This is a genomic window from Oceanobacillus phoenicis, assembly GCF_047238145.1.
Lineage (GTDB): Bacteria > Bacillota > Bacilli > Bacillales > Amphibacillaceae > Oceanobacillus.
Genome location: NZ_JBDFME010000001.1, coordinates 543,967 through 562,480 on the forward strand (window position 1 = coordinate 543,967; position 18,514 = coordinate 562,480).

An 18,514-nucleotide genomic window follows, 5' to 3' on the forward strand; every position below is an offset into this window, starting at 1 on the left:
ATCTCCTATTTTCCTAATAATGTTTGTGCGAAGGCATCTTCTGCGCCTCCGTTTTGTTGATGACTTCCCGGAGTATATTCCAAACTAGGGTCATTAGCGCTTTGGTCAGACTGAAACAGATAATCATCTGATTCCTTCAATCCCTCTAATTGCGTATCTAATCCACGCAACTTATCACCATCTAATTTAATTTCATCTAGATTAAGTAAAGCTTTAACAGCAGTTGGATTTTTCACATTGGCATCTTTCAATGTGTTTTCTAACTTGTGATCAAACTCTTGTTTCTCCAATTTCTGTTTCAACTCTGACGTAGTTGTTTCATTCTCTTCCTTCAAACGATCGATTTCAGCAGTTAAATCTTCATTACCCTTTGCCTTTTCTCCGAGGTCTTTCAGTTGTGTGTCACGATCAGCAATCTGTTGCTGATAATCGTTGACTTGGCTTTCAAGCGTATCTGCCTTTTCCGCTTTTTCCTTCAAGTCATTTACTGATTTTCCATGTTCAACCATAATCCTATCGATACTTTCACTTTCTAAACCTAGGTTCTTTAAAAAATCTCTGTCCATATCCATTCTCCTTTTACATTTTTTAACATGGTCGAGTCCACGTAAAGGTTGCTATTTATCGCATAGCTACGAGTTATTGCATAATAAAAGCACCCAGCGCTTGCCTGCTAGGTGCAAATTAACCAATAATATCTAATTGGTTTGATTCTCCACGAGATAATCCTCTGATAAATACATTCTTATTCATCACATGCACTAATTCATCTGTATAACTACGATCATAGAATGCTTGTTTTTCATCAAATGAACGTTCTGGAATGCAGATTGTTTCTTGAACTCCCTCGGCTTCTATACCAACGAAAACAAATGGTGCATTTTCTTCTCTAGCTTTATCGAATTGTTCGATTAAATGTTTTTTCGTTAATTTCATGTTCTCACCGCCTCCCGAATATACAAGGTTTTCTCAAAGGACTAATTAAAATAAGTTGGTCCCTTTTCTTTTTCCTTCAAATCCTTTACAACTTCCGTCAATTGAAAGAATGCTTTTTCCAATCCATCCACTTGTTCCTTTAATTTCTCATGCTCTTTTTTACTTACTGGCAAGCCCTCACCCCCTTAACGTATTTGTTCCCTTTCATTATTTCGAGTACGTCCAGTGCTCTTAATAAAGCTTCTTAAGTTCGCTTGACGCTCCTTTATTCTGTCGTCAGCTTCAACAATTCCTATATCATCATCAAGATCAATCATCATAGCCATTTCACGCTTTGCTTTTCTGATTTCCCTTTCCAGATAACGCTGTTTTTGACTTTCTTCATAAATACGATCATTCTTCTCGCTACTTACAGGGTTGTATGTTTTCTTTGTACCTTCAAAGTATGGATACTTTACATGACCGCAATGCACGCCAAATAAGCCAGCAGGATGTCCCATACTGGTATCACCTAACGCCGGATATTTCGGATGATTTCCAGAACGAGAAAATATTCGTCCTTGATACGGAGCACATAAAGGTCGAGCTCCATCATGTGAACTGACTTCAACAAGATCCACTTCATATTCATCCATGCGAGCATCTTGCATATCATTGGCAACATTATTGCTTGTTGAACGCATCACCATGCTTACATAGGCTTCTGTTGACCACTCTCTACCTTTTTTATCTACTAAAGCAGGTACACCCTTGTTTGCAAGTTCTTTGATAGACTCTCTTAATGCTTGTTGCGGAGTAGAAACACCTGCAAGCACCTTTCCAGTTGTATCGTTGATAACATCGAGGTACTTTTGCCTTGATAGGTCTATCATGGTTGTATTTGTAAGATTAAGCGTATTTTTCGCTTGTCGCTGATATCCAAGCAATACATTTTTTAAGGAGTCACTATCTTTTGCACCTTCTGGTGGCATTAACAACTTGCCTTTTTTAGCGCCTTCGAACATGTCTCCCTCTATTTCATCAACTGCGCTATATCCCGCATTAGATAACATCTTCTCTAATTCTTGCATGGTTTTACCTGATCGAGAAGCAATGATTTGTATATGATCTTTATTAATAGATTCAAGCTTACTTAATCTACTTAGCCTCCACGATTCAATTAATTGCCTATCTCCGTTGCTTTCAATATCAGCGAGAATACTGTTATCTCTTGCAATCTTCTTAGCAATATTCCTTAATATCTGGTCTTCAATGGACAAATAAACATCGGTTACGGGCTTAGTAAGGTTTTGTGATACCCATTTATCCATTAGTCATCATCCGAACCTGTACCGAAGAAATCAACATCACTAGCATTTGTGCTTTGATTTTCTTCATTGATTTCCTCCATCCATGCCTGTGCTTCCTCTTCATTTAGACCATATATACGCATGATTGCTCGTTTTCGAGGCAATAGCTTATTAGATACCTCTTGAATTGTTCGAGCTAGTTCTGCAGCGTTATCCTCGATGACAGAATCATCAAATGTAACCGTAATATCAATATCTTGATTGCCATTAAAGATGTTATAGACCTTGGCAATAGCGATAATCGATTCTATTACATCTTGTAAACCGCCTTCGATAATCGTCTCATGAGACTTTTTAGACTTAAATGTTTTACTGTTTTCGCTCATTACTTCCGTTGCAGTCTTCACGCTCTGTCCATCAAAAGAAAATGTGCCTAAAGAAAAGCCTGTTTGTGTAGCATAGAGATTTAATAAAGCATTAATACCTGCGATATGTTCATCAATTCGAAGAGTCACATTAATATCTTTTATCCCTTCTTCATCATCTTTGAATTTCATTGCTTCATATGTCTCATCTGTATCATCAAAATAACGTTGGATTTCTTGTGTTTTCGGGTCTACAACAGTTTTAACCATGTGAGCAGGAACAATAATCCGTTTTTTCCCTAACCTGAACTCCCTATGAAAACTATCAAAAGCAGTATCGATGGCTTTTAATGTATCTAAAGCATTCGCAAATATGGAGATTCCCATCGGTGACTGTAAATCAATATTATTTGCAGTATTCGGCTTGAAATAAGTGAATAAAGGCTTTTTCAAGTTGTTAAAGCGATATTGCTCTTTCATATCTGGGAAAATGATCTCTAATGAAACACGCACACCTAACTCCGTACCGTTTGATTCGTATAATTCATGGTCTACAATGTATTGATTAGCTTTCTTATCCCATGTATGCCATTCTAAATGCGTATATTTTTTGTCGCCTTTATGATATTCTCCAATGAAAACACCTTCTGTAATAGCATCATTATGCCAAGCTGTCGGGATAAAACTATCTGCAGTAACAAAAGAGAGCATAATCTTACCTTCTTTTACGAATGGTTTAATGACCATACCGCCTAAGGCAAAGTTATACTCTAAGTGATCTTGAAACTTTTTATTAAATTTATTTTGTTTTAACACTTCTCCCACAAATTCTGCGGTTTTATTCTCTCCATCCCCAATGCTGATATTACACTTTTCATTGAATACCAGACTAGCCATTTCTGCAGCAGCAGTTTTTGCCATCATCAACGTGTCTTTCTTACGATGCTTTTTTCCAGATATCGTATACTCGTAAATATCATGCCAATCTGGGTAATATCCCTTGTACAATGCTTGCCATATCGACATTTTGTTATACATATTCTGGTTGATATTGATGTGTTTGTGGTTTTGTATCTTGTCTATGCCTTTAATTAACCCCATTCGATACAAGCCTCCTTTCACTGCATCTATAATTCGTTTTAACATTAATTCACCACCTACAATACATAGTTGTGATAAAAGTGATTGTTCGCATATCGTGCTTCGTCCATAGCATGGTTGTAATCATCAATTGGCTTTCCATTGTCGTCTCGGACATACATTCCAATTTCTTTAATAAAGTTGTAATGATCATATTCATCATTTTCAACCAAGAAAAATTGATCATTGGTCATGGAGTTTTGAAGTCGCTCTATACCTACCTCAATTCCCCCGCCTTGTTTCTTAGCGTCCGATGCGTTGTTATCTGCCCTAGATGTATCAATATGGATATCATGTAGTTCCTCTCGCAACGATTTACAAGCAGGGTCAACGAACATGTCAGAAAAGCGCATCTCATATTTATTGGTACACCATTGGACGAATTTCTTTATTTCTTTCGCATATTTGCTCATTGATTTAACTTGTCCCGTCTCTGCACCAGAATGATAATAATTTGCGACCCTATTTAAGCGAAACTTCCCATCATAAAGTGTAACTATATTACAACTGCAGGAAGTCGCATCCGATTGACCACCATCAGCAACAAAAAACATTTCATAGGGTTTACCAAGTAATGTAGCTTTTTCATGCTCGGCAGGGTTAAACATGGAGTAAATAACGCCTTCTGGCATCACTCTTTTTCCATACCAGTCACGATCAAGTAAATACGGGTTCTTACTTAGTGTTTCAAATATTTCTTGTTTACGTTCTTCATTAATTATCGGATTATCTTGTATGGTCCAGTGTGTCAATCTAGTGTTTTGAACATCGAATACCTCACTTATAACAGGATGATTCGGTGCAGGTGGATTAAGGTCAGCCAAGAAATACCTATCTTGTGCTGCAAAAGTACGTCTGAAACATTCTTGAATCATGCCCATATTAAGTAGGTTAATCTCACAAAATACAACGCTACCTAATGACATACCAGTTATAGCACCAACGCTATTTGCCTTTGCTCCACCTTTGTAATAAACACGCTTAATTCCATTTGGAGTATGAACTTGTAAATGATCCCCATGTTCATCGTGTTTGATTTCTGCTAGATCAGCGAATATATGCATTAATCCAGTTCCATCGCCATCAATAAACAAACGGAATGCCTGCTCTTGGTTATAAGCAGTAATTAAGTGGTTTGAATCTCTAGAATTTGTTAGATAGTCTGCATAACGGAAATGACCAGCAGTCGTTTTACCGCTTCTTGGAGTACCTTCTAACACATCCATGGTGTAATCATAAGGTCGATATATGGTTTCTAGCTGTTTATCCGAGAACTCAATCTTTAGCTTGCTCATATCGCTTACGCCCTTCAATTAATGCATCTAACAAACCAGTATCTTTCTTCTGTCCTTTTAAGAGTTGTGTTCTTGCTTTAGTGAACTCTGTATCAGCCATTATTTTTTCAATCTGCGCCTTGGTCATTTCATCAATGTTTTTAGCTTTAGGATCAAACATCATTAGATGTCTTCCAATTAATTCAAGGGCTCTATTTGCTCCTGTTGAATCATATTGATATTCACCTGTAGGAATCATCTCTTTAGTTGCGTAATCAAAAGTCATAACAGGCTCTGCTTGCATTGACCTATCCACTACTTGAGATAATCTTTCAAGCACCCATAGTGAATCGAGAAATAACTTTTCTTTTTGTTCTTCTCGCAACTTCTTTATATATGTGAGAACGTTCGGATTGGTCAATAAGTAGCTTCCTTGTTGCTTGGCGCTCTTTTCACTATATCCTGCCCTTATTGCTGATTGAGTAGCGTTTAGGTCTATAATATATTCCTCAACGAATCTCTTTTGTTTATCTGTGAGCTCGGGAGCATCAATTTCGACCTTTTCTATGGGTGCATCTTTTTCTTTAGGGGTTGCAACCTTTTTAGATTTAATTGCATCTTTTTTAGGTGAACCCCTTGACCATCTTTCTCGACTCTTCCTGCTTTTTAAAGTGCCTATTTTTATATCATGTTTAGCAGCAAGGTCTTTTAAAGTAATTTTACTATTTTCCCATTCTTCTCTAATCGAATCCCAATTCATTACATACTCACCAACCCCCACTACATAATATTTATAGTGCTTAATCTAGATAGACCTAACGGTCTTTAATTAAAGCTTATAAATCTTAATAAAATATAAATACTATATAACATCCCTTTCATCCTCAATGCGGTTTCGTACGACACTTGGATGACAAGATATTTTTTTCTTCGCTCGTTGTATAAACGTCTGAACAGAGGACTTCGTTATACCTAATTGATTGGATATTTCATTCATACTTGCTCCGTTAGCCATATGAAGCAAATAACATTGCCTTTCTCGATTAGATAATTCAATTAAGATATCATATAACTGCTTTTTTTCTTCTTCGCTTAGTGTTCGTTCTTCTGGTTCAATATCCAAAGAAGGAAATAACTCCATATCATAGAGCACACGCTTTTGATACGCAGAACGCTTATCTACTCCCCTCAAGTTTCCGGGTCTTCTTCCAGTACGCATCCAATCCATTGCATAACTCATATCTGTGATCATGCTATTAATCTGTCTTTTATCCTCTTTATCTATTGGATTTTCATCCGGATTAAGTTCATCAGCCATCGTTCTAAGCCCTTTTCGACCTTCCTCGTATTCAATTAATAATTGATCTGCCCAATTTTCTAATTGCTTGCTATTCATCAATACCGACCCCTCTCAATAAATAAAAAACGAACAACAGCAAGACCCCTCAATCTCGCTATTGTCCGTCGGTTTTTCCGTAAGGACTTAAATATTAAATTTTTAATTCTATTGGCTTTTCATCATCTCGATGTTGTATAAGCATCTCCCTAGCTTCAAACCAAGAACACTTATAAAAATCTTGAATTGCTTTAACCTGTTTGCTCCATTCCTGCTGAACATCTTTAAAAGCTTTCGATTTCATGCTTTTATTGCATTCTAGTGGCGACAATAATTCTTTAGATATAATAACCATTTCGGTTTGTGGCTTTTCAACATCATCTAAAATTATCTCAAAGAGATCCATTTGTACATATTCCTCTACTTTTTCCGGTTCTGGAATTTCCTGTTGAACTTCAACAACTTTAAATCTATCTTTGCTGTAACTGCCTGTATGTGAGCTTTTTTTGTTAAGCTTGGATACGTAGAAGGAGGTCTCACCATGCGGAAAAACAAAATAGTGAACTCCTTCTTGCAATACATTACTGTTTGTTGCATCTATGCACACTGCTTCCATATGCATCCTCCAATTAAATTTTTTCCTGACCCTCAACTCTTACCCGTTCACTACGTTCAATATCTAGCACCTTGCCTCTTTGATATACAATCGTGTCCGTTCCAAAATACTTTGGAATAATCTTTGTCTTCTTACCATCTTGAACAATATAAATTGCGTCCTCATTAAGGTTTATTTGGGCATTGTTTGTTTTCATGATGCTTCCCCCTCAGTTACAATTAATCTCTTTGATTAATCATGTTTGCTTGATAAATTTTTACGTTAATATTTGCATTTTCTAAAGCATGATAGTCCGCATCCTCTATTTTTGTACCGTCTTTTAATTTTGTAATTCCTTGACTTCTAAGGAAATTCCTTATTTCTTCCATTCGTTGAGCAGTTTTTATCTCATTGTTTAACTGTCCCACTGTAGCCCTCCTTATTTCCCTAGTCTGGTTTCTCTTAAAATCGCTAATTTAACTTTTAATTCTCTTAAAGATTTTCCTTCTGTTTCAAAGAAGCCAAATCGTCTTAACTGACCTATCACATAAGCCTTCATGCTATCCTCGTGTACATCAACCATTTTCACAATACCCCTCCTGTGATATGGGGGACTTCCGATAAGAAGCCCCCACCACTTTTTTATGAGATGACTACAATTTTTTTATCGTTAATTTTCTGTTCCAATTCTTTCTCCAGGTACTCTCTAATGTTTCTCATAGCTTCAAGTTTCCATTTGCCTCCGTCAGCTTCAAAAAAGGCACATCTTGGACCATTCTGCATTCGGAATATAAAATCACTTGCAGGCTGTTCAACTTCTACAAATGTTCGATACGGTTTAAGTAGTACAGGGTTTGGTACTTCTACTTGCCCCACTTGAGCGATGCCTACTTTTGCGGTTACACTTTGACTAACTCCATTATCACCAACGCTTTTTACATCTTCTTCACGAATATTACCAACTACTTTTAAAACAATGTCTCTATCTTCATTCTTTACAAAAGTTGATTGCAATTTGATATTAAAACTTTCTGGGTCGTACCATTCTTCAAAGTAGAACTCCGGTATCATTGCCTCGGCATCGATCAAGTATTCACGATTTCTATCGGAGTTTAGTTGTTTAAATGCACTTACACGAGTGGGGGAATTTACTTGAATCATAATTTGTCCATCATCATCAAAATCAGACTTCAAGTAATCTACTAACCCCGATAAACTCCTAACCTGTAATTTTGAAGCTGTGGGCTCTTCAATAAGGTGCAATCTCCCTGTTGAGAAAGATTGACCATTTTCATAATGAATATCCGTTTTTCCTAGTTCGACAATGTACTGAATAGCTTCTCTTATCATAATTACTGCACCTCACCTTTTGGATTTTTAAAGCTGTATATTTTATTTCCTGTATCCTCTTTAATTTCTCCGGTTTCCATATCAACATAAGACTGCCCTTTAATCCCAGATTTTAGCTCTGCGCCTGTTACGTCTCCACCATCGTCATAATCCATGAGTATTTTCGATTCTAATTCTTTCGCTGGAGCAAGTGTAGTTTTTGCTTGTACAGTTGCTTTCACAACATCCCGAGCATCATCAGCTACCAACGTTACAGTTAGATTTATCTTTCTTTTAGCTGTTGGATCTGTGTTTAAATCTGTGAAGTTTTCTAGCACCTTTTGTAATTCTAAATTGAAACGTTCTGCAACTGCTCCACCTGCAAATTCATTTAAGTCTACGATTTGTTTGTCCATAATTAATACCTCCAAATATTTTATTTATAATCCGACTGCTGCAAGATAATCTAAAGCAATCCCTCGACCCGATAAGATCCTCGGGAACTGCCCCATATCTTTATAGGGAATACTCTTGCGACCGCCGGTCATAGCTTTGTTCCAGTAATCTAATACACTATCAAACGGTACAAAATAGGTTTCGTTTAACTTTGTGAATTCGATTAATACGAAGCATGTACCGCCTTGATCTTGGTAGTTCTTAAGAAAGCGCATTTGATGTTCTTCAATGTTCCCTATGGGAAAGCGTGTTGTTTCTCTTGTTGATTTCGCATCGAAAGCAATTGCCTTTCCTTTTGCCACCCCTACAAAGTCAACAGTGCTCTTTTTCTCGGGGTGTGCACTTACTATCTGTTTTCCTCTGCGAATAACTCTCCATGGGGTGGGCACTTTTTGAACCGTTGCCCATTTCTTTAACTGGTACTGCATATTGGATGATTCGATTACTTGTTCAAAGGACTTCCCCCTGTTAGCATGTGAGATCATATTAAACCTCCTGCTCTTCCCCGTTAATCTCGACAAGCAAATTCTCTATTTCTAATTGTCTCTCAATAGTGCTATCTAGTTCAGTTTGTAAATCATTGATAAGATCAAAAGTTTTTTGAAAGTCTTGATCATTTACTGTTTTACGCTTGCTTAAAATCTTATGGCTGTTTTTCCAAATATCGTAGGTAAGAACCTCATAGATATCAGCGTGTTCCTCTATTGCTTCATTTAGTTCTGATTCTTTCAATCCTGCATAAAGAAAAGTTTGTTTATTGTCTAGTGTTGTTCCGTAAAGTACATAAGTTACATCTGGCATTCTTATTCCTCCTATAGGTCGTTAAATTTACTAGGTTTATCTTGATAGAACTCCTTATAGAGCTCTATCTCCTCTTGTGTTGGCATATCTAATTCGTATTCACGTAACTCTGGTTCTTCTGGTGATTTTTTAGGTGCTAATACAAAAATCATTAAAGTTGTGATTAACATAGCGACGATTAAAATTGCACCATTTAGGACATCTTTTTTCATATGCTTTCCCTCGGCTGTATAAAAATCGGTCGCTTTAAATTCCCTTTCCTTGCTTGATCATATAATCCTATGAATATCTCATCGGCATCTCTATTAAATAGACCTGCAATATCCTCGATGCAATAACCCATATCATGTAGTTGTGTAACTTCTTCGATAGTGCTTTCTGAATAAACTCGGTTCATATCTTCTAGGCAATATACAAGTCCATCTTTCGGCTTTTTCACCTTCATTCGTTTGATCGGTGGTAATAAGATCATGAACTCCCTCCCGAAGCTTTCAAGTATTCTTGCAATCGTTTATTAACATCCTCGTGATCAAGGCGATTATCTTCTTGCTTTTCTGGTGGTGAAGAAGATTGCTTATTCTTTCTACGTTCTTTAAACCAATCTGGAACAGTTGATTCTTGATTAAGATGCACCCCTCTACTATTCCTTTGATTTTGAAATTGAATTTCTTCTGCTTTCACTTGATCTAACGTTTTGATGCCCTTCTTATGCCAAGAATTTAAAATACTTTTTGCATAGCCCCAATGAGGCTTATTCTGTTCAAGAGCTTTATTTAAAGCTGCAGTCACCATCTCATCTCCAAAATCTTTTATGAAGTCCAGTATTTGCTGTGATATGGATGGTGGCATCGTTCCAAAATTGTTTTGATAAAAAACAATAGCATCCGATGGAGTAGTAGCGTCGATTTTTTGTTCTTCTACTACTCTACTTTCCTTTACTTTACTTTCCTTTACTTTACTTTCCTTTACTTTGTCAGGTTTCTGCTCGGTTTCTGCGTCAGAAACTCCATTATCCTTGCTACGACTGTACTTTTGGCGCATCTTTTCTCTTTTCTCTACCACAGGAGCAACCCTTTTTTGTATTCCTTTTGAAGTTAATACTCCATGTTGTTCATATAAATTCCGGTCAAATATGTCACGTTTGAAACATGTTTCTAGCATTTTGTGGAATGTTTCCAGACTTACTGACACTTTCCTGCTTAGTATCTGGATAGTTTCTGCGTCAGAAATATCAAGTTCTGCATCTTTTGTGCGGTAAATACGTTCCAGCATGATGAAATAAAATGCATATCCATCATTTCCGTAAAGCATTCTTAATGCCTCCAATTTTTCATCATTCACTGCGTCTGTATCATGTGGAAAATAGTCCATACCTTCTTTCTTTGGTCTAGCCAATTAATACACCTCCATTCAAGCAATAAAAACCAGTTTTCCTGTTAGTTCCTGTACTTCTCGTTTGAATCTAGCTTCATCACTATTACTGTCCGAAAGGTGGAGTAAATGAATCTCCTGTACCTTTGATAAATCATTGACAGTCAAGAACTCTTTTACGTTTTCAAGACTGAAATGCGACTGAATTAATCTTTTTTTCATTCCTTTATGAACTCTACCTGTAGCAATATTCTCATTAAGAATATCGATACTGTAATTGCATTCAATTAACAGGTGTGTGAGCCCTTTAAACTTGTATCGAATGTAATAGGTATCAGTAGCAAACAAAAGCTTGTCACCTGCTTTATTTTTCAATAAGAAACCTATTGGTTCAGATACATCATGCTCTACTTCAAAAGGAAGTATTGTCCACGTTCCTATTTGAAACTGTTTCTTTGCCTTTACCGTTTTAATTCTGCTATTCTCTAGCTGTAGAGTTTCTTTAGTTCCCTGTGACATGTAGACGTTCTTTCCAACTCTCAGAAGGTCTTTTATGCCTTTGCTGTGATCTCCATGTTCATGAGTTATTAAACAACCGGCAATATCTTTAGTATTAAAATTCAATGCCTTTTGGATCTCTTTATATTTAACTCCTGCCTCTAGTAGTAAGGGAGTGCTACCATCCGAAATGTAGTAGCAGTTTCCCTTCGAACTAGAAGCGATTGTTTGAATGTTAATCATTAGAAATCTGGTCCCCCACTTGAAGAAGTAGTAACCGGCTCTTGTTCTTCTTGCTCTTCATCTACATCGGTGTACTCTGTAAACTCTTCACCATCATCTATATCTAAAGATTCACTATTAGCGTGTTCTGTTATTTGTTGCTGTGCTTCTTCTTCTGGAGTTACATCAACACGACTATTGTCATATTCGTTTTCCGTTGAATTATTTATCGCTTCTACAAGCAGATCACTATCATCACTTGTATTTATAAAGGCTTTAGCAGCACGATTGATTACGGTACGTTTAGCCATTTCTTGAGGAAACTTCTGGTGAACTGATTGTTTAGTTTTAGATTGTCCCCATGCTGAATCAATCTCTTTTTTAGTCATAACTGTTAGTAATTCCTCATCCTCATTGGTTTTTACAACTGCATAAGCACCAATTACCTTGTTATCTCTATTTTGAAATTTAGTATTATGCTTTAATAGTTTTTCTCGACCGCCATCAATCTCATAATCGAACTCGTCACCCTCAAATATTACGTTTGCCCAAATGTCCTTAACATTTGTTAATCGTTTAAGAACTGCTTGTGTGCCGAAATAGGAACGGGTCATTTGCAACTGGGTACCATAAACAACGAAATAACATTGTGTCTTAGCAGGGCTTAACCCTTGAACAACCATGTCCAGTAATGAATTTGCAACCGACTCTCTACTGCAAACTTCAAGAGCAGGCTTTCCGTTTTTATCCTTTACTTCACGCAATTTGAAGAATGCACTTTTTAAAGCGTTACTAGCGTTATAGCTAGTCGGAAGTTTTAGTCCATCATCTTGGAGCCTTGTTAAACTGTTATTTACATCATCCGTAATATCCTTTTGTAATACTGCTACTTGATTTTTATTAGTCATTTATGCAACACTCGCTTTCTCTAATTTTTCCACTCTGAGTTGACTATCATTTTTAGAAACTATTAAGCTTATAATTTGTGCGTTGGTTTCTAAGAACTCAGTAACCGATTCTGCATTATCAATGAATATTGGCGCTTCTACTTCATAGTGCTTGGACAAAGTATTAATAATGTCTAAGCCGATATTGATCTTAGCAGCGTTATTCAATCCTGATGCATAAGGCACTCCTTTATAAGTTGTGTCGCATACCTCTTCTAAACCACCATTAATATTTTGTTTAAAAAGGTTAAACCGAGCATATTGAAACTTGCTATTGATCTTCTCTTCAAGTAAATCTACTTTAGTTCTTGTAAATTCTTCCGTTAGATATAGCTCTTTTTCTAGTTGTTCAAATTCTTCTCCCAGACGTTCCTGCTCTGATTCAAGTTCTTTAATTCGCGCTTTTGATTTATCTACAAGGGCAAAGTTACTTAACTCCGATTGCAGTAATTCTCTATCTTTCTTAAGAGCCGATATTTCTAGTTGCAACTTCTGAATAGATTCCTCAGCAAATTCTTTTAGTTGGTTAAGTTCGTCATTAAGATTCTTTTTCACTTCTAATTTAGCTATATAATCTTGATTTTCCGTAATATCTAATTCTTGCTCAGTTAGTTGCTCTAATTTGGTGTTATACTTTTCAATCGATGAAGCTTTTTCATCTATTTGTAATTGAAGCTTTTCGACTTTCACTTGTAGTTTGTTATTTTCTAATTCAAGTTCATTTTTTTGTTCCTTTCCACGTTTGCCCTTGGCATTTATTTCTTCAAGTTTTTGCGATTTTTTCATCTTAAAATCTGATAAAGCTTTTTCTCTAGCTTCGGTTAATTGCTCCTCTGGCAGAGATTGACCACACGTAGGGCATTCACATTGATCATTGTGCGTAAATTCTTCTTCGTCTATCTGTTTCCATTCATCACGAAGTCCACTAAGATGTTGATTCATAGATTTAATATTGTCTTCATTGTGATTAATTTGTTGCTTAATGGTTTGCTGATCTCGTTGGAGTAAAGCCATATTCGATGTCTCTTCTTGCACTTTGGCACGATATTTATAAATTTCATCTTTAGAATCCGACTCATGATTACGTTTAATATCACTAAGTTCCAAGTCTACTTTTTGAATTTCAGCTTTTTTATCAAGCAAGGCATTACCATTTCGAATTTCTGATATCTCGCTTTGCCTTCCGTCGATATCGCTATCCACTTGATTTATTTTTTGTTCAAGCTTTTCTTTATCTAGTTCTGATAGGTCTGGCATACTTCGACCTATTTCATCAATTCTGATTGGTATGCGGTCAAGCTCTTTATTTATTTCTTTCCGTTTAGCAGCAATGACCTTTTTATGCTCTTCAATACTTCTCCCGTCCAGTATTGACTCTAATTCTCGTAATTCTTTGTTTTTATCGAGCACTTCTTGATCAGTAACGTTTCCTGCAATTTCTAATAAGAGATCTCTGCGCTCTTTTTTATTTAATTGAGTGTTGAAGTAAGAAGGATTCGTTAAGAGCTTGAATACATTCTCGTCCACTATTTCTTGTACTTTTGATTCAAATTCTTTCTTTTTGCTAGGAACTTCATTGATAAAATAATCTGTAGTATGTCCAGTGAACTCTGCTTTTGGAGCACCCCTTCTTTTGGTCCATTTTTCCTTATAAATCTTTTTAAGTTGTATCTTCTGGTTATTCACGTAGAGAATAGCTTCTACCTCGTGCTCTAGACCATGTTGTACACTTCCGTTATCATCAATGGTTTTAATATCAAAATCTTTTTTGTTATTGCTATCTTTATCGAACAACAGCCACATAAACCCATCAAAGGTGGTTGTTTTTCCGGTTGCATTATCCCCGAAAATATCTGTGTTCCCATCAAAAGTTATGACTAAATCTCTAATGCCTTTGAAATTTCTTAAATGAAGCTCGTGCAATTGAATTGTTTTCATGTTTCAGACCTCCATAATTAGTTTTGATTTTTGAATTGATCGGCTTTATAATGAAATTACATTCTTTTATTTAAGGAGCCCTCTGCAAAGGGTTCTTTTTTCATGTAATAATGAATGTCACTAACGCTATAACGATAGGCGTTGCCATAATTGCGTAGAATACTTTTTCATCGTGTACGGTTGTTTGATCCGGTTCACCTATGAAGAAACTAATCACCCACTTTCTTAAGTCCATCTTTTTCCTAACTCCTCTCTGCGTTTTTCTTCTGCAAATATTGCTCTTAATAAACTATCTGCTTCTTTCGTAGTTCTAATAGAAAAATCGATTCTTTTAATCTCTCTTAATGATCTATTTGCATTTTCTGAATAAAGGACTGCTTTTTGTAAATCCCCTGCTTTTAATGCCTTTCCTTCTTGCTCCCTGCAATACTTGTAACAGTATTTTTCGTCTTCTAATTGTTTTAGTAACTCTGCTATTGTCATGTGTCATCCTCCTACATAATCTCTTAATTTTTTTGGTGAAATATGATAAGTCCATCTGCTAGATAATTTAACCGCTGTGCCTATAGGTAAGAGATTCCTTTGTAAACCAACTCTTACAAATTGCTCTGATTTGCCAAGAACCTTAGCTGCATCAGAAACCCTAATATTAAGTGTTTCTTGTTCTTGCTTTAATTCCACTGAAATAACCTCCTATACATGATTGATTAATAAGAAAAACAGAATGATAAGACCGATATAAGCTACTCCATCATCTTTTTTCATATAATCATCCCTCCTAAACTTAGTAAGATGCTTCCTACAGTTCCTCCTGTGTTAGCTATATTAGATAGAATTTCTATAGCTACGTTTGGGTCAACATTAAAGATGATTGAAAGGAAAATATCCTGTGAATCAGTTTTGTTTACCCATCTAACAAATTGAGATTGACGTATTGATAAGAGACCTGCTTCGAGTCTTGATACATTACTTCTGGAAAGATACATATGATCTCCCATCTCGTCTTGACTCCAACCTTTGCGTTTTCTCATTTTTTTAAGCTGTTTACCTATTTCCTCATCGCTTAATTCATCAAGTTGTAGTTCAACTTGCTTGTAACCTAACAATCTATTTCACCCCTTTCGTGCAGTGTTTGCACGTTTGTCATACGGTGCAAGGGGTGCACAGTAAATCAATGTTTGTAGCGTTATAATGTAATTACCGACCCCTCAGTTGGCAAATTGTTTGTTTTCATGACCCCTTAATTTGGTGGATTAAGGGGTTAAATAACTTCTTGAAAATCATTGATATCTACTTTAAATTGAATAGCCATTTCTTTTACTACTTGGATGTATATCTCAACTAATCGCTTATCCTCGGAGATAACATCTAACTTATTGATCTTGTTGATATATGACTTATTCATTCCTTGTGCTAAAGCTCTTTCTTTTCTGTTATTAAGTCGTATATCAAGTTTGCACCTTGCTCTTTTTTCAAAGCGTTCATAACTCAAATTTCTAACGCTTCTATACGGTTCAACTCCGGACCATTTATTAGCTATCTTTTTTAGAACTACTTCTGTTGTCTTTCTCCATTCGTCACTAGACATGGAGACGATGTTCGAAATGTTATTTACCGACTCATTTGCTTGCATTGCCAGTTTCTTTGTTTCTGATGATTCGATTGCTTGTCGATTCATTTCTTTAACAAGTCCATTCATTAGCTGTAGTTCTGGACTTAATTGAGAAGTATCAAATTCATAAGAACCTGTTTTTCTAATTGAAGGAATAACTTCATGAGTAATCCATCTTTTAAATTGTTTTGCTTCTGGTTTCCGACTCGATAAAACTAAATTGTATAAACCGAACTCATTAACAGCTTGATAGTTTCGTTTTTGTCTACCGTCGGTTAAACCGACACTAGCTTTCTCATCATCATCTAGCCTTGAGACAGCATCACGACTGTTTTTGATTTCTAAGATTTCACAAACATCCTTTGCAACAAACCACGGTTCGTTGTTTTGCTCGATAATTCTTAAATGCTGACCTTCAAATATTTTTGTTAGTTGTTCCAATTAAATTACCTCCTTCATGAATTTATTTTGCAACTTTTGGTTGCTTTTAGATTTAAAAAAAATTGTCCAATCAATATCTAGTACATCTGCAATAGCCATAGCTACTTCTACAGAAGGTCGTCTATAACCATTTTCAATCATTCCGTAATACTGTCTAGTTATACCTTTATCAGTAAGAGACGCCACTTGTTGATGTGTTAAACCCTTTTTTGTTCTAGCATCTATTAAAGTTTGCTTTAAATGTTCCAAACTGAGCACCACCTTCCCGCAACTTTTGGTTGCTATATATGTAGTATAAACGCAACTTTTAGTTACTGTCAATACTTTTTTGCAACTTTTAGTTACCAATCGTTTAAAGCAACTATTTGTTGCTGTATACTCTTATATATAATATAGATAGGAGATATCAAATGTTTTCTAATAGACTAAAAAGTTTAAGAAAATCGAAAGATAAAACACAAAAATATATGGCGGATTACTTAGGAATTTCTAGACAAGGCTATGCCAAATATGAAGATGGTAATAGCGAACCTGATCACAAAACTCTTCTAAAGCTATCTGAATACTTTGATGTCACTACAGATTACCTATTAGGTAACTCTGATCAACCACATTTAACAGAAGATGAAGCATTCGATGCTTTTATTAACGATCCAGATTTAGAAAGATGGTATAAAGAATTACCTAAAAGTAAAGAAGAAGATTTAAGAAGACTCAGAAAGATTTGGGAAGCTTTCAAAGAAGATGATTAAATTCATCGTTTATATAGATATAAAATCATTTTGTTTAGGAGGCTAATCTTGGGGGCAATTTTTATTTTACTAGGAATAGTAGGACTTTTAGTAGGTCTTGTATTAGCAATTATAGGGGTTATAAAGAAAGAGAAGAAAGCATCTAAAGCATTTATATTATTAGTATCATCAATCATTTTTGTAGCTATAGGCGGAACTATGCTAGGTACAGATAGCGAGGAAACTGCAGAAAGTAAAGAAGATGAATTACCTTCTAAAATAGATGAACGAATTGAATATTATGCTACAGAGGTATTTGGTGAAGATAGCGTGGATGAAGCAAGTTTCCTTGAAGGAAATGCATATGTATACATTATTGGTAGCGAAAGTTGGGACGAAGAGACTGCCCTTTTCGGTATGCACTCGGATACAATAGACTTTCTTGAAAAACTTCAAAATGAAGAAGAAATCACAAGTGTCCAAGTGGATATTACACAGACATTCTCCGATAGTTACGGAAATCAAGAGGACAAAGCAGCTTATCGAACTGACTTTAGTAGAGAAACAATAGATAAAATTAATTACGAAAATATAAATCCCGATAGTGTGCCAGAGATAGCAGATGAATATTGGGTACATGATGCAATGAAATAGCCAAGACTTGGTGTACAAATTTTTGTGCGCCATCTCTTTTACACATAAACCGAACACATATTCTCATAAAGCGGGGTCACATCATGCTAACTACTACCAGAATTGAGAAAATTACTCAACAGTTATTGATGAAACTCCGAGTGAATCATCCAAATGAATTAAACTTCGAGAGAATCACAAAGGGGTTAGGGATTAAAGTTAAGTATTGGGAGTTTGAAAGTGAAATTGTAAAGAGAAAAGGAAAAAATATTATCTTTTTAAACAATTATTCTAATGAAATAACAAGATGGCAGAATTTAGTTCATGAAATAGGTCATCTATATTTACATGTAGGTAGACAAGAAAACTTACCTTATGAATTTGTGCAACTACAAGAGTGGCAAGCAAACACATTTATGTATTATTTTTGCGTACCAACAGTAATGTTAGATGAATTACACACCATTACACCTGCAGAAGTGAGTCGCATATTTAACGTAGACTATAGTTTTTCTGTAAGAAGAGTTGAAATGTATGAAAGTAGAAAAAATGCAGTCATGCAAAAACGAAGAACACTTGCTTATGTTTAAGGAGGTTTTA

General features: G+C 35.8%; 31 protein-coding genes. 3 read left to right on the top strand and 28 right to left on the bottom strand.

Features of this window, described 5'->3' with window-relative positions; all coding sequences use genetic code 11:
- Window positions 1-5: 5 nt before the first annotated feature.
- The 28 genes from ABC346_RS02960 to ABC346_RS03095 form a co-directional block, all read right to left on the bottom strand.
- A complete protein-coding gene (locus ABC346_RS02960; RefSeq protein ID WP_413233478.1) occupies window positions 6-566 on the bottom strand; it encodes a phage scaffolding protein in 561 nt (186 codons plus the stop codon).
- Between the two features lie 118 nt (window positions 567-684).
- Window positions 685-936: a hypothetical protein gene (locus tag ABC346_RS02965; RefSeq protein WP_413233479.1), complete on the bottom strand. Its 252-nt coding sequence runs from the start codon at window positions 934-936 to the stop codon at window positions 685-687.
- 41 nt (window positions 937-977) lie between these two features.
- Window positions 978-1,109, bottom strand: a complete 132-nt coding sequence (locus tag ABC346_RS02970; RefSeq protein WP_413233480.1) for a hypothetical protein — start codon at window positions 1,107-1,109, stop codon at window positions 978-980.
- Window positions 1,110-1,121: 12 nt separating this feature from the next.
- On the bottom strand, window positions 1,122-2,246 hold the full coding sequence (locus ABC346_RS02975; protein WP_413233481.1) for a phage minor capsid protein: 1,125 nt from the start codon (window positions 2,244-2,246) through the stop codon (window positions 1,122-1,124).
- Window positions 2,246-3,736, bottom strand: coding sequence for a phage portal protein (locus ABC346_RS02980; RefSeq protein WP_413233482.1), 1,491 nt, complete (start codon window positions 3,734-3,736; stop codon window positions 2,246-2,248). The genes ABC346_RS02975 and ABC346_RS02980 overlap by 1 nt, the downstream gene beginning before the upstream one ends.
- An 11-nt stretch (window positions 3,737-3,747) precedes the next feature.
- Window positions 3,748-5,025, bottom strand: a complete 1,278-nt coding sequence (locus tag ABC346_RS02985) for a PBSX family phage terminase large subunit (protein WP_413233483.1) — start codon at window positions 5,023-5,025, stop codon at window positions 3,748-3,750.
- The gene (locus tag ABC346_RS02990) at window positions 5,006-5,764 is read right to left on the bottom strand and encodes a terminase small subunit (protein ID WP_413233484.1); all 759 of its coding nucleotides are present in this window, start codon (window positions 5,762-5,764) and stop codon (window positions 5,006-5,008) included. The genes ABC346_RS02985 and ABC346_RS02990 overlap by 20 nt, the downstream gene beginning before the upstream one ends.
- Window positions 5,765-5,866: 102 nt before the next feature.
- Window positions 5,867-6,400: a sigma factor-like helix-turn-helix DNA-binding protein gene (locus ABC346_RS02995; RefSeq protein ID WP_413233485.1), complete on the bottom strand. Its 534-nt coding sequence runs from the start codon at window positions 6,398-6,400 to the stop codon at window positions 5,867-5,869.
- 94 nt (window positions 6,401-6,494) lie between these two features.
- Window positions 6,495-6,956: a hypothetical protein gene (locus ABC346_RS03000; RefSeq protein ID WP_413233486.1), complete on the bottom strand. Its 462-nt coding sequence runs from the start codon at window positions 6,954-6,956 to the stop codon at window positions 6,495-6,497.
- A 13-nt stretch (window positions 6,957-6,969) separates the two neighbouring features.
- Window positions 6,970-7,152 carry a DUF3954 domain-containing protein gene (locus ABC346_RS03005; RefSeq protein ID WP_413233487.1) on the bottom strand — a complete coding sequence of 61 codons (183 nt, stop codon included), beginning with the start codon at window positions 7,150-7,152 and terminating at the stop codon, window positions 6,970-6,972.
- A gap of 22 nt (window positions 7,153-7,174) precedes the next feature.
- Window positions 7,175-7,363, bottom strand: coding sequence for a hypothetical protein (locus ABC346_RS03010; RefSeq protein ID WP_413233488.1), 189 nt, complete (start codon window positions 7,361-7,363; stop codon window positions 7,175-7,177).
- An 11-nt stretch (window positions 7,364-7,374) separates the two neighbouring features.
- Window positions 7,375-7,524: a hypothetical protein gene (locus ABC346_RS03015; RefSeq protein WP_260049133.1), complete on the bottom strand. Its 150-nt coding sequence runs from the start codon at window positions 7,522-7,524 to the stop codon at window positions 7,375-7,377.
- A 53-nt stretch (window positions 7,525-7,577) separates the two neighbouring features.
- Entirely contained in the window at window positions 7,578-8,285 is a 708-nt protein-coding gene (locus ABC346_RS03020) for a hypothetical protein (protein ID WP_413233489.1), read from the bottom strand.
- A 2-nt stretch (window positions 8,286-8,287) separates the two neighbouring features.
- Window positions 8,288-8,680 (bottom strand): replication terminator protein, encoded by a 393-nt coding sequence (locus ABC346_RS03025; RefSeq protein ID WP_260049135.1) that lies wholly within the window; start codon window positions 8,678-8,680, stop codon window positions 8,288-8,290.
- A gap of 24 nt (window positions 8,681-8,704) precedes the next feature.
- Window positions 8,705-9,205 (bottom strand): Holliday junction resolvase RecU, encoded by a 501-nt coding sequence (locus ABC346_RS03030; RefSeq protein WP_413233490.1) that lies wholly within the window; start codon window positions 9,203-9,205, stop codon window positions 8,705-8,707.
- A gap of 1 nt (window position 9,206) precedes the next feature.
- Window positions 9,207-9,521 carry a hypothetical protein gene (locus ABC346_RS03035; protein ID WP_413233491.1) on the bottom strand — a complete coding sequence of 105 codons (315 nt, stop codon included), beginning with the start codon at window positions 9,519-9,521 and terminating at the stop codon, window positions 9,207-9,209.
- A gap of 11 nt (window positions 9,522-9,532) precedes the next feature.
- Complete coding sequence (locus tag ABC346_RS03040; RefSeq protein ID WP_413233492.1) at window positions 9,533-9,733, bottom strand: hypothetical protein; 201 nt, start codon at window positions 9,731-9,733, stop codon at window positions 9,533-9,535.
- Window positions 9,730-9,993: a hypothetical protein gene (locus ABC346_RS03045; RefSeq protein ID WP_413233493.1), complete on the bottom strand. Its 264-nt coding sequence runs from the start codon at window positions 9,991-9,993 to the stop codon at window positions 9,730-9,732. The genes ABC346_RS03040 and ABC346_RS03045 overlap by 4 nt, the downstream gene beginning before the upstream one ends.
- Window positions 9,990-10,916, bottom strand: a complete 927-nt coding sequence (locus ABC346_RS03050; protein ID WP_413233494.1) for a Lin1244/Lin1753 domain-containing protein — start codon at window positions 10,914-10,916, stop codon at window positions 9,990-9,992. The genes ABC346_RS03045 and ABC346_RS03050 overlap by 4 nt, the downstream gene beginning before the upstream one ends.
- A 15-nt stretch (window positions 10,917-10,931) precedes the next feature.
- On the bottom strand, window positions 10,932-11,633 hold the full coding sequence (locus ABC346_RS03055; protein WP_413233495.1) for an MBL fold metallo-hydrolase: 702 nt from the start codon (window positions 11,631-11,633) through the stop codon (window positions 10,932-10,934).
- The gene (locus ABC346_RS03060; RefSeq protein ID WP_413233496.1) at window positions 11,633-12,520 is read right to left on the bottom strand and encodes a recombinase RecT; all 888 of its coding nucleotides are present in this window, start codon (window positions 12,518-12,520) and stop codon (window positions 11,633-11,635) included. Before ABC346_RS03060 ends, ABC346_RS03055 begins: the two co-directional genes overlap by 1 nt.
- Window positions 12,521-14,497 (bottom strand): AAA family ATPase, encoded by a 1,977-nt coding sequence (locus ABC346_RS03065; protein ID WP_413233497.1) that lies wholly within the window; start codon window positions 14,495-14,497, stop codon window positions 12,521-12,523.
- Window positions 14,498-14,597: 100 nt separating this feature from the next.
- Window positions 14,598-14,732, bottom strand: a complete 135-nt coding sequence (locus tag ABC346_RS03070) for a hypothetical protein (protein WP_413233498.1) — start codon at window positions 14,730-14,732, stop codon at window positions 14,598-14,600.
- On the bottom strand, window positions 14,723-14,980 hold the full coding sequence (locus ABC346_RS03075; RefSeq protein ID WP_413233499.1) for a hypothetical protein: 258 nt from the start codon (window positions 14,978-14,980) through the stop codon (window positions 14,723-14,725). The genes ABC346_RS03070 and ABC346_RS03075 overlap by 10 nt, the downstream gene beginning before the upstream one ends.
- Window positions 14,981-14,983: 3 nt before the next feature.
- On the bottom strand, window positions 14,984-15,178 hold the full coding sequence (locus tag ABC346_RS03080) for a hypothetical protein (protein WP_413233500.1): 195 nt from the start codon (window positions 15,176-15,178) through the stop codon (window positions 14,984-14,986).
- An 80-nt stretch (window positions 15,179-15,258) separates the two neighbouring features.
- Window positions 15,259-15,603, bottom strand: coding sequence for a helix-turn-helix domain-containing protein (locus ABC346_RS03085; protein ID WP_413233501.1), 345 nt, complete (start codon window positions 15,601-15,603; stop codon window positions 15,259-15,261).
- A 155-nt stretch (window positions 15,604-15,758) separates the two neighbouring features.
- Window positions 15,759-16,550 (bottom strand): BRO-N domain-containing protein, encoded by a 792-nt coding sequence (locus ABC346_RS03090; RefSeq protein WP_413233502.1) that lies wholly within the window; start codon window positions 16,548-16,550, stop codon window positions 15,759-15,761.
- On the bottom strand, window positions 16,551-16,808 hold the full coding sequence (locus tag ABC346_RS03095) for a helix-turn-helix transcriptional regulator (RefSeq protein ID WP_413236500.1): 258 nt from the start codon (window positions 16,806-16,808) through the stop codon (window positions 16,551-16,553).
- Between the two features lie 152 nt (window positions 16,809-16,960).
- On the opposite strand from ABC346_RS03095, the gene ABC346_RS03100 reads away from it, so the two are divergent.
- The 3 genes from ABC346_RS03100 (at window position 16,961) to ABC346_RS03110 (ending at window position 18,504) form a co-directional block, all read left to right on the top strand.
- Window positions 16,961-17,302, top strand: coding sequence for a helix-turn-helix domain-containing protein (locus tag ABC346_RS03100; protein WP_413233503.1), 342 nt, complete (start codon window positions 16,961-16,963; stop codon window positions 17,300-17,302).
- 48 nt (window positions 17,303-17,350) lie between these two features.
- Window positions 17,351-17,935 (top strand): hypothetical protein, encoded by a 585-nt coding sequence (locus ABC346_RS03105; protein ID WP_413233504.1) that lies wholly within the window; start codon window positions 17,351-17,353, stop codon window positions 17,933-17,935.
- Between the two features lie 83 nt (window positions 17,936-18,018).
- Window positions 18,019-18,504: an ImmA/IrrE family metallo-endopeptidase gene (locus tag ABC346_RS03110; protein ID WP_413233505.1), complete on the top strand. Its 486-nt coding sequence runs from the start codon at window positions 18,019-18,021 to the stop codon at window positions 18,502-18,504.
- Window positions 18,505-18,514: the final 10 nt, after the last annotated feature.